The sequence below is a fragment of the uncultured Fretibacterium sp. genome, from assembly GCF_938040765.1.
Classification (GTDB): domain Bacteria; phylum Synergistota; class Synergistia; order Synergistales; family Aminobacteriaceae; genus CAJPSE01.
Genome location: NZ_CALIAA010000202.1, coordinates 1 through 9,105, shown reverse-complemented (window position 1 = coordinate 9,105; position 9,105 = coordinate 1). Strand labels below are relative to the sequence as shown.

The window sequence follows — 9,105 nt, the reverse complement described above, 5'->3', positions numbered from 1 at the left end:
AGCTTTTCGCATAGGACGCCCAGCTTTCCTCCGACCGCATCACCTCGGTCCAGAAGGGAAAGAGGCGGCACTGAGAGGGGCGGACGCCGTAGATGGAGCACCGGGCCTCCTCGGCCCGATAAAAAATGCAGTCGCCGTTCGGGCGCTCGATGAAGCTGGGGCGCCCCCAGCGCAGGGTGACGAAGCGCCTCCGAAAGGTTCCCTCGTCCATGGAGAGGAGCGCGCAGACCCGTTCGCCCTCGGCGCGGGAGAAAAAAATGGCGCCGGGCTCGCCCCGGCAGCAGCGGCCGCACCCGACGCAGGAAAAACGAACGCCCTGCTCCCACCACACGGGCCTCACGGCCGTGACGACACCCGCGCCGGCCCTTCCTCGGAAAGCTCCTCGGCCGAGACGGACTCATCGCGAGCCGCCAGGCTGCCGACCATCCGATCGTAGAGCATCCTCCAGAGCCCCGGCCCATTGTCGCTGGCCGCCAGGTCGTCCGTGGCCATCTCCAGCGAGAGGTCCTCCATCTGCTTCCACGGACGGTCCCGATCGGAGCCGCTGACCGCGCGGGCGCTGTCGCGCATCTTCTTCCAGACCTGCGCCCAGAGTATGGACTCGAACTGCTGGCAGGCGTCCTTCAGTTTCAGGGCCTCCGGCGTCTTATGGACCTCCGGGGGGACCTGCGTCTCAGAGGCGCGAAAATTGTACTTGCTTATGGGGTCGATCATCGTCCATTCCACCTTTTACGCGGCATTCGGGGCCGTCGGCCCCCAAGAGCCGGTCGTCCGCTCACATGTTCACCAGTTCGCCATGCAGGGCCCCGGCCCTGTCGATCGCCTGGAGGATCTCGATGATGTCCCGGGGCGTCGCCCCGATGGAGTTCATGACCCGAACGAGGTCCCGTACCGTTGTCGTCGCGGGCATCGCGATCATGCTGGCGCCGTCCTCATCCACCGTGATGTCCGTCCTGCGCTCCGTCCGGGTCTCGCCGCCGCTGAAGGGCCCGGGCTGCACGACGTTCGGGTCCTCCTTCACGGTCACCGTGAGCCCGCCGTGCGCCACGGCCACCGAGCTGATGCGGACGTTGCCCCCCATCACCACGGTCCCGGTCCGTTCGTTGACGGCCACGCGCGCCGGGCTGTCCGGCGCGATCTCCAGCTTCTCCATGTTCGCCAGGAAGGCCGTCGGCGCCGCGAGGTACTGCCCCGGAAGGTTCACCACGACCCGCCCCGCGTCCACGGGATAGGCCACCGCCCCGAACTGCCGGTTGATCGTGTCCGTGATGCGCTGCGCCGTCGTGAAGTCGGGGTCTCGAAGCAGCAGCGCCAGCTGGCCGCCAACGGCGTAATCCGCGGGTACGTCGCGCTCCACGATCGCCCCCGATGGGATGAGCCCCGACGTCGGGATGTTCTTCGTAGTGGAGGCGGCGGAACCGGCCGCCGCATACCCCCCCACGAGCACGGCCCCCTGGGCGACGGCATAGACCTTCCCGTCCGCCGCCTTCAGCGGGGCCTGCATCAGCGTCCCGCCCTGAAGGCTCTTGGCATCGCCCATCGCGTTGACGCTGACGTCTATGGCCTGGCCGGGACGGGAATAGGGCGGCAGCGTCGCGGTCAGGGATACCACCGCGACGTTCTTGGTCCGGGCCGCCTTCTCGTCCAGGGTCACCCCGAAGTTGCGCATCATGTTGCGCATCATCTGCACGGCCATGGAGGACTTGTCCCCCGTCCCCGCGAGCCCCGTCACAAGCCCCACGCCCGTCAGCTGGTTTCCGCGCGCGCCCTCAATCTCCACGACGTCCTTGATGCGCACCTGAGGATGGACCCGGCCGAAGTCCATATCCCGAAGGTCCACCGCCGCGGAGGCCATGCCGCAAAGGACCGGAACGAGCCCCAGAGCGATTCCCCACACGGTGCGGACCACCGCGCTCCTGCCCCTCATCCCGAGAGAGTCCCTCCTCTTCCCGTGAAACGCGCTGTCGAACGACATGAACATCGGAACCCTCAGAAGACCATCTGAAGGATCTGGGTGATGATCCCCGGCTTCTGGGTCCGGGAGATGGCCCCCTTACCCTTGACCGCCAGCTCGGCGTTCGCGATCAATTCGCTCCGGATCTGGTTGTTGCTGTTGACGTCCTGAGGGCGGATCACACCGATCAGCTGGAACTGCAGCGTCTCCTCGCTGGTCCGGACGTCGCGCGTCCCCTCGATGAGCAGATTTCCGTTGGGAAGCACGTCCGTGACCAGGCACGCGACCGTCGCCTTCGCGTGATGCTTGCGCTCGACTGAGCCGTCGCCCTTGCTGCTGTTGTCGCTCGTCAGCCCAAGGCTCCTGATGAACCTCAGAATCCCCGTTCCGTCGCTGACGGAGTTCTTCGAGGACTTCTTGACGTCCATCGTCGCCTCGTCCTTGGCGTCGGTCCGCTCGTTGACCAGCACCGTGACGATGTCCCCCACCCTGCCGGGGCGCTCGTCCGCCGTCCAGTTCGTCCTGTCGTCCCAGAGGGAGACGGCCTCGGCCCTCCCGATCCCCCACGCCGCAGCGCAAAGGCAGAGACAGAACAAAATCAAACCCGCCCGTCCTCTCGAGGCATTCACGGAACATCCACCTCCACGGTTTCGCTATCCAAGACCCGGGCCCTGAGGACGACCTTTTTGTCGTCCGCCCGACGTACCCTCACGACGGCGCCCGCGATCCCGTCGTCCAGCAGAACGCCCTTAGCCGTCGCCACAAGCCCCCCCCGACGCACGACGATCAGGACGGTCCTGCCCTTCTCCGCCGCGGGGGGCTCGGACAGGAACTCCAGCGGCACGGGCTTTCCCTGAGGCAGGGACCTGCGGGACGTGCGCCCCACGGCCTGGGAGAGCTGCACCGCGTAGACGCCGGGCTTCGCGATGCGCATGGGGCGCGTCACGAAATCCTCCGCAGTCAGGGGCTGTCCTCTGGGCACGGACCTCGCCATGACGAGGACGTCCCGGGTCCAGACCATGCGGACGGCCAGGGAGCGTTCGCGCCCCGCCCCATCGCGGAAACGCAGCGTGGCGGCCGCGGTCCCCGGGACCAGGGAGGCCGGCGAGACGATCCGCCCCTCGGGAACGGGGCCCGCGTGGGAGACCTCGACATCGCCATCCCATGCTGCAAGTGATTTTATCACAGATACGAGGGATTCGTCAGAGGCGAAACGCCCGCCCCCCTCCCCCCTCGGCGTCCCGTCCGATCCGGACGCCTCGACCCGCACCCTGTCGGGCATCCGAACCTCCAGACGGACGCCCTCGAGCCCGCTGGCCTCGACCGCCCGGATCACCTGCTCCCGGGTGACGACGTCCCCCTCCTCGACCGACAGGATCAGGGGGCTCAGAACATCCCGAACCCCGTCGGGGCCGGAGATCCACGCGATATCCCCCAGCGCGAAGGCAGTGCCGTCCACCTGGACGGAGGGGGGGATATCGATGCGGACGGGCCGCTCCGCGCCCGAGGCGCCGGAGGCCGGGATCAGCGCGGCACAGGCGAGCGCTATAAAAAAAAGGCGGAGTATCCTCCGCCGCACACAATCCAAGGGTCTCATCGCCCTAACGCTTCAGGCCGTTGGCGATCCTCAGCAGGTCGTCCGCCGTCTGGACGCCCTTGGAGTTGGCCTCGTACGCCCGTTGGGCCACGATCATCTCCACCATCTCCTCGACGACCTGGACGTTGGACATCTCCAGGACGCCCTGGCGCACCTCGGGCATCCCGTCCGTGCCGGGCTGCGCCAGGATGGGGGGGCCGCTGGCCTCCGTCTCCACGAACAGCCTGTCCCCCTCGGCCCGGAGGCCCGCCGGATTGATGAAGCGCGCCAGCTCCAGCTGCCCGACCTCCTGAAGCTCCGTCTGCCCGGGCATCTTGACGGATACGACGCCGTCCCGGCTCAGCTGGATGGACGTGGCCTCCCGGGGGATGATCATCGCGGGCTCGAGCAGCAGGCCGTCGTGGTTGACGATCTGCCCGTCCGCATCCACATCCCATGCCCCGGCGCGGGTGTAGGCGATCGTCCCGTCCGTCTGCGTCACCTGAAAATAGGCGTTCTCCCCCGCCATCGTCTTGCCGGCGATCGCCCAGTCCAGAGGGTTCTCCGTGATCTGGAAGTTCCCCTGGGTCATGAAGCTGGGGGTCGCGATGACCCGGGTGCCCAGGCCCACCTGCACGCCCGTAGGCACCATGGAGTTCGGCTCGACCGGCGTCCCGGGCTCCCGGTTGACCTGATAGAGCAGGTCCTCGAAGTCGGCTCTCCGCTTCTTGTACCCCTGGGTATTGACGTTCGCGAGGTTGTGCGAGACGACATCGAGATGGGTCTGCTGGGCGATCATGCCCGAAGCGCTGGACCAAAGAGATCTCAACATGCGATAAGTCCTCCCCCTAACGCGAAAGGGAATTTAGCCCCTGCCGTAGGCCGTAATCAACTTGCCCGTCTGCTCGTCGTGCGCCATCAGGGCCTTCGAGGCGCCCTCATACGCCCGCTGGGCCTCGATCATGCGGACCATCTCCTCGACGACGCTGACGTTGGACCGTTCGAGCGCCCCCCCGACAAGCCGGACGTCCTCGACCTCGGCTGCCGGCCCCGAAGCGCCGTTGGGCGCCAGGAGGTTTCGGCCCACCTGCTTCAGGTAGGTCGGCCGCTCGAAGGTATAGAGCGGGATCGTCCCCACGAGCGCCCCATCCGCGTAGACCTGGCCGCCGGGGTTGACGGTCAGGCGGGTGGCCGTCCCCACCTCGATGTCCCCGCCGTCGCCCTGGAGGGCCATTCCATCCTGGGTGACGATGACGCCGTCGTCGCTCAGGGCGAAGCTGCCCTGGCGCGTATAGAAGGTGTTCCCCGCCCCGTCCTGGACGGCAAAGAAGCCCGGCCCGTCGATAAGAAGATCCAGCGGATTGTCCGTCACGCGGACGACGCCCGGCGTCGTGTCCATGGCGCTCTCCGAAAAGACGTTCGCCAGGGCCAGGGTCCCGATCGTCCGCTTCCCCTTCCAGTTCATCGTGAACGGGGGGACGGTCACGATCTTCCGCTCGTCGTCCTCCGATACCTTTTCGAGGCGGTCCAGATGCGCGCTGAACTCCTCGTTGACGGGGATGCGGCGACGGAAGCCGAGCGTGTCCGCGTTCGCCAGGTTGTTCGTCACGACGTCCAGGTGCGTCTCCTGAACCAGCATCGCGGAGCATGCCGCATAAAGCCCTCTGTGCAAAAAATCACGCCCCTTCGAAAAGGTGGAGCCAAACCGCTTTCCTCAGCCGGCCTCCTCCTAAGTCCCCCTTGAATTTCAAAGGGGCCGGGGGAGGTCAGCGACGCCTGCGTCCCTTTTTGACGTTCACTAGGACGCTGTTGCGTCCCGCCCCCGTCAGCTTGTCGATGGCCGCCAGCGCTCTGCCCGTGCCCAGGGCCACGCACTCCATCGGGTTCTCCGCCGTAAAGCAGTTGATCCCCGTCTGCTGCGAGATCAGCTCGGGCAGCCCCCTCAGCAGGGAGCCTCCCCCGGTGAGGACGATGCCCCTGTCTATGATATCGGCCGAAAGCTCCGGCGGCGTTAGCTCCAGGACGTTGCGCACTCCATCGACCAGGGTCTGAACCATCTCCCCTATCGCCATGTTGACGGCCGAACTGGAGACCTCTATCTGCCGCGGCAGTCCCTGAACGAGGTCCCGGCCCTTGATGACCATGCGCTGTTCCTCGTCCAGCGGGGTGCAGGTGCCGATCATGATCTTGAGGTTCTCGGCCGTCTGTTCGCCGATCGCGAGGTTGTACTGGCGCCGGAGGTAACGCATGATCCCCTCGTCGAACTTGTCCCCCCCGATCCGGAGCGACTTGGACACGACGACCCCCCCAAGGGAGATCACTGCGATATCCGCCGTTCCGCCGCCGACGTCGACGACCATCTTGCCCCGGGCCTCCTCGACGTTGAGGTTGGCACCGATGGCCGCGGCCATGGGCTCCTCGATGAGGTAGGCCTCCTTGGCCCCGACCTCCAGCGCCGCCTCGAGGACGGCCCTGCGCTCCACGTCCGTGGCACCGGACGGGACGCAGATCATCGCCCTGTTCCTGAAAAAACGCTGCCAGCCGCGCGTGACGCGCCGCATGAAGTGCTGGAGCATCGCCTCGGTCATCGAGTAATTCGCGATGACGCCGTCCCTGAGCGGGCGGACGGAGACAATACTGCCCGGCGTGCGTCCCACCATGTTCTTGGCCTCGTATCCCACGGCCAGGATGTTGCCGGTATCCTGATCGACGGCCACGACCGAGGGCTCCCTCAGCACGACCCCGCGCCTCTTCTCGAAGATCAGGATCGTCGCCGTGCCCAAATCGATTCCTATATCCGTTCCGAACATCGTCAAACCTCCTCGGGAGGCCGAAACATCAGTCGCCCCTCGCCGCCGGCGAGACCAGCGCCCTATTTTCATCGGCGTTTCCGCCCCATCTCGATATGAACCCCCATGGGGCTTCGGTCGGGCCTACGCCTCCCCCCGGACCTCTCCTCCGGAGGGGAAGTACACGATGGCCCCATGATTAAAATTGTAGCGCCTGAAACGTTTTTTTACCAGAGCAGACGAGATTTTTCCGTACCATACCGGGAAAGCCAAAGCGCCCCCTGGAAAACAAGATGCCGGGGAGGGAGAAAACCTCTTCTCCCTCTCCGGCACGCCACTTTCGGCAAAAATACAGAAGATTTTCGGATCAAAGCCCGCCCAGCATCATCAAGGCGAAGACCTTTGCGTTGTTGACGAGGTAGTCGATCTCCGTGTACTCGTCGGGCTGATGGGCCACGCCGGCACATTCCTGCTGCCAGACGACCGCAGGAATGCCCTTCCTGCGGAAGAACGCCGCAAACGTGCCCCCTCCGATCCCCCCGGTCCTTGGCTCCACCCCGAGCACCTCCCGAACGGCGCCGCAGAGCAGGCGGACGATGTCGCTGTCGGGAGAGGTGGGGACGGCCGCATCGCTTCGGCCGACATCGAGATCGATCGCGGCGCCGGTCCGGTCCGCCACGTCCTTCCGCACCCGTTCCACGACCCCCAGCACCTCGTCCAGGGAGACGGAGGGAAGGACGCGGCAGTCGAACTCGAACCGCTCCTTGCCGGGGACCGTGTTCGTGTTGGGGACGTTGGCGAAACGGCGGGTCGGCTCGAAGGTCGAGATGGGAGGATCGAAAAGCGGGTCCTCGTCCGGGAACGCCTTGTGCAGGGCCTCGTCCACCTCCACGGCCAGGATGTTGGCCGCACGGCAGGCGTTCAGCCCCGTATTGGGCAAGCTGGCATGAGCCTGGCGGCCCGTTACGGTAAAGGCGAGCTTGAGGCTGGCCTTCTCGGATATCTCGACGAAATCCCCCGCGTCGTTGCCGCCGTCCGGAGCGATCACCAGGTCGTCCGGGCGGAAAAGCCCCCGTTCCAGCAGGGGCTTCAGGCCGAAACCGCTCCCCATCTCCTCGTCCGCGGCAAAGACGAGGCACACGGAGAACTCCGGCTTGGCGCCGGATGCGACGAGCGCCTTGAGCGCGTAGAGCGAGGCGATAAGGGTCATCCCATTGTCGCTGACCCCGCGTCCATAGAGACGGGAGCCCTTGACGACGGGCCGATAGGGGTCGATCGTCCAAAGCGACCGATCCCCCTCGGGGACGATATCGACATGAGTCAGGATGCAGAGCCGACGCCGCTGCTTTCCCGGCAACTCCAGAAACAGAGAAGGCCGGTTCCCCGTCGCGGACCTTTCGTCCTCGACCCTCTGCCATGTGACGGCGCCCAGTCCCAGCTCCGCGACAAGACGCTCGATCTCCCTGGCCTTCTCCTCCTCCCCCGTCCCCCCGTTATGGGGGGAGACGGCGGGAATGCGGCAGATTCGGCTCAGGGCCTCGACCATCTCGCCGCGAAGCCCTTCGATTGCTGAAAGCACCCTGTCCTTCACGAAAAGCGCCTCCTCAAAGCAGGGAGAGCCACCCTACAGGAAGATGCCGCGCAGCGCCTCGACGTCGGCGACGCGCTGGATGGCAGCCATGAAAGCGGCGCGGCGCATCTTGACGTTCTTGGCCTGGGCGTATTCCCAGACGTGCTTGAAGTTGCCCTTCATGATGTGGATCAGGCGGTTGTTGTACTCCTCCTCCGTCCAGAAGAAGCCCTGGAGGTTCTGCGCCCACTCGAAATAGGAGCCGATGACCCCGCCCGAGTTGGCCAGGAAGTCGGGAACGAGCGTGACGCCCTTGTCCGAGAGGATCTTGTCCCCCTCGGGGGTGACGGGGCCGTTGGCGCCCTCGACGAGGTACTTGGCCTTCACCTTGTCCGCCGTCTTGTCGTTCAGGACTCCGTCGAGCGCGCAGGGGAACAGGAAGTCGCAGTCCACGAACAGGACGTCCGAGACCCCCAGCTTCTCGCAGCCGTCGCAGGTGAACCCCTCCAGCAATTTCTTGGGATGAGAGGAGATCTGCTCGAAGGCCTTCTTCAGGTCGATGCCCTTCGGGGAGTAATAGGACCCCGTGATATCGCTGATGGCGACGACCTTGACCCCGGCCTCCGCCAGCGTCTTAGCCGTGTAGCTGCCGACGTTGCCGAACCCCTGGATGGCCGCCCGAATGCCCTCCGGGTTCTTGCCCAGGACCTTCATCAGCTCGAGGCCGCAGGTGGCGACGCCGCGGCCCGTGGCCTCGTTGCGCCCCCTGGAGCCCCAGTACGGGATCGGCTTGCCCGTAAACACGCCCGGCTCCAGCTGGCCACGCATCTTGGTGAGGGTGTCGCTGAACCACACCATCTCCTGGCCTCCCGTGTTGAGGTCCGGTGCGGGCACATCCTGCCAGGTCCCGATGATCGGCGCGATGCGGGCCGCAAAGGTGCGGGACACGCGCTCCTTCTCCTTCTTGGAGAGGACCAGGGGATCGCAGCAGACCCCGCCCTTGCCGCCGCCGTAGGGGATGCCGGCCAGCGAACACTTCCAGGTCATGAGCATGGCCAGAGCCTCGCACTCGTCCACGTCCACGTCGGGATGGAAGCGAATGCCGCCCTTGGCCGGGCCGAGGGCGGTGGAATGCTGCACCCTGTAGCCCTTGAAAACCTGGACGGAACCGTCGTCCATCTCCACGGGCACGGAGACCTCAAGCCTGCGCTCGGAG

The 9,105-nt window shown here is 66.0% G+C and carries 10 protein-coding genes; all 10 read right to left on the bottom strand.

All coding sequences use genetic code 11. The features are described 5' to 3' along the window. The coding region (locus tag Q0176_RS07055; RefSeq protein ID WP_299300716.1) for a YkgJ family cysteine cluster protein at positions 1–340 on the bottom strand (340 nt) is incomplete at its 3' end. Continuing rightward, positions 337–714: a hypothetical protein gene (locus Q0176_RS07050; protein WP_299300713.1), complete on the bottom strand. Its 378-nt coding sequence runs from the start codon at positions 712–714 to the stop codon at positions 337–339. The genes Q0176_RS07050 and Q0176_RS07055, both read right to left, overlap by 4 nt. Positions 715–775: 61 nt before the next feature. After that, positions 776–1,927: a flagellar basal body P-ring protein FlgI gene (locus Q0176_RS07045; protein ID WP_299300710.1), complete on the bottom strand. Its 1,152-nt coding sequence runs from the start codon at positions 1,925–1,927 to the stop codon at positions 776–778. Positions 1,928–1,989: 62 nt separating this feature from the next. Beyond that, complete coding sequence (locus Q0176_RS07040; protein ID WP_299300707.1) at positions 1,990–2,556, bottom strand: flagellar basal body L-ring protein FlgH; 567 nt, start codon at positions 2,554–2,556, stop codon at positions 1,990–1,992. Positions 2,557–2,579: 23 nt separating this feature from the next. Next, positions 2,580–3,551, bottom strand: coding sequence for a flagellar basal body P-ring formation chaperone FlgA (gene flgA / locus Q0176_RS07035; protein WP_299300704.1), 972 nt, complete (start codon positions 3,549–3,551; stop codon positions 2,580–2,582). Positions 3,552–3,555: 4 nt separating this feature from the next. Beyond that, on the bottom strand, positions 3,556–4,362 hold the full coding sequence (gene flgG / locus Q0176_RS07030; RefSeq protein WP_299300701.1) for a flagellar basal-body rod protein FlgG: 807 nt from the start codon (positions 4,360–4,362) through the stop codon (positions 3,556–3,558). A 33-nt stretch (positions 4,363–4,395) separates the two neighbouring features. Further along, positions 4,396–5,202 carry a flagellar hook-basal body protein gene (locus Q0176_RS07025; RefSeq protein WP_299300698.1) on the bottom strand — a complete coding sequence of 269 codons (807 nt, stop codon included), beginning with the start codon at positions 5,200–5,202 and terminating at the stop codon, positions 4,396–4,398. Between the two features lie 94 nt (positions 5,203–5,296). After that, a complete protein-coding gene (locus Q0176_RS07020) occupies positions 5,297–6,340 on the bottom strand; it encodes a rod shape-determining protein (protein WP_299300695.1) in 1,044 nt (347 codons plus the stop codon). Positions 6,341–6,686: 346 nt separating this feature from the next. Continuing rightward, complete coding sequence (locus Q0176_RS07015; protein ID WP_299300692.1) at positions 6,687–7,910, bottom strand: M20 family metallo-hydrolase; 1,224 nt, start codon at positions 7,908–7,910, stop codon at positions 6,687–6,689. A gap of 33 nt (positions 7,911–7,943) precedes the next feature. Continuing rightward, positions 7,944–9,105: Glu/Leu/Phe/Val dehydrogenase (locus Q0176_RS07010; protein WP_299300689.1), on the bottom strand; the 1,162-nt coding region annotated here is incomplete at its 5' end.

Bases quoted from the DNA above. Each gene is read 5' to 3' on its own strand.
- Q0176_RS07050 (WP_299300713.1), bottom strand. From the start codon at position 714: ATGATCGACCCCATAAGCAAGTACAATTTTCGCGCCTCTGAGACGCAG.
- Q0176_RS07045 (WP_299300710.1), bottom strand. From the start codon at position 1,927: ATGAGGGGCAGGAGCGCGGTGGTCCGCACCGTGTGGGGAATCGCTCTG.
- flgA (WP_299300704.1), bottom strand. From the start codon at position 3,551: ATGAGACCCTTGGATTGTGTGCGGCGGAGGATACTCCGCCTTTTTTTT.
- flgG (WP_299300701.1), bottom strand. From the start codon at position 4,362: ATGTTGAGATCTCTTTGGTCCAGCGCTTCGGGCATGATCGCCCAGCAG.
- Q0176_RS07020 (WP_299300695.1), bottom strand. From the start codon at position 6,340: ATGTTCGGAACGGATATAGGAATCGATTTGGGCACGGCGACGATCCTG.